Genomic DNA, 534 nt, shown 5'->3' with positions numbered 1-534 from the left:
GAGCACCCGACAACCGCACCGCAAGCGGAATATTGTACGCAGGCGAAGACGTATCGAACTGATTGATGAACCACATCCGACGCTGCGCCTGCGACAACGGAATCACCGACGGACGCTCCACCACACCTAACACAGGACGCGAACCCCTGGCCTTGGAACTTTCGGCGCGTAACGCCAGCTCTTCGATGGTGGGTGCCTCGAAAAGGTCGAGAACCCGCAGTCCGGTCCCGAGCTCCGCATTGACGCGCGCCACGAGTCGTGTTGCGACGAGCGAATTTCCACCGAGGTCGAAGAAGCTTTCGTCGATACCTATTCTGCGGCCGTCGAGTAGTTCGGTGAACACGTCGGCGATTTTCTGCTGTCGCGCTGTTTCCGGAGATCGGAATTCGGACTTGCGTCCGAGTTCCGGCGTGGGTAGTGCTCGTCGATCCAACTTGCCCGCCGGAGTCAACGGAATCGACTCCAACACCACGAACGCCGACGGAACCATATGCCCCGGCAACACCGACACCACCCGATCACGCACCACATCGA

Annotated in this window: 1 protein-coding gene; it reads right to left on the bottom strand. The window is 59.9% G+C overall.

Annotation, left to right across the window (positions count from 1 at the left end; all coding sequences use genetic code 11):
- A partial coding sequence (locus QMK32_RS25230) for a phosphopantetheine-binding protein (protein WP_283478314.1) occupies positions 1-534 on the bottom strand: 534 nt, incomplete at both ends.

It is taken from the genome of Rhodococcus sp. H29-C3 (genome assembly GCF_030063405.1).
Taxonomy (GTDB): Bacteria; Actinomycetota; Actinomycetes; order Mycobacteriales; family Mycobacteriaceae; genus Rhodococcoides.
This window is presented reverse-complemented; position numbering and strand designations above follow the sequence as displayed.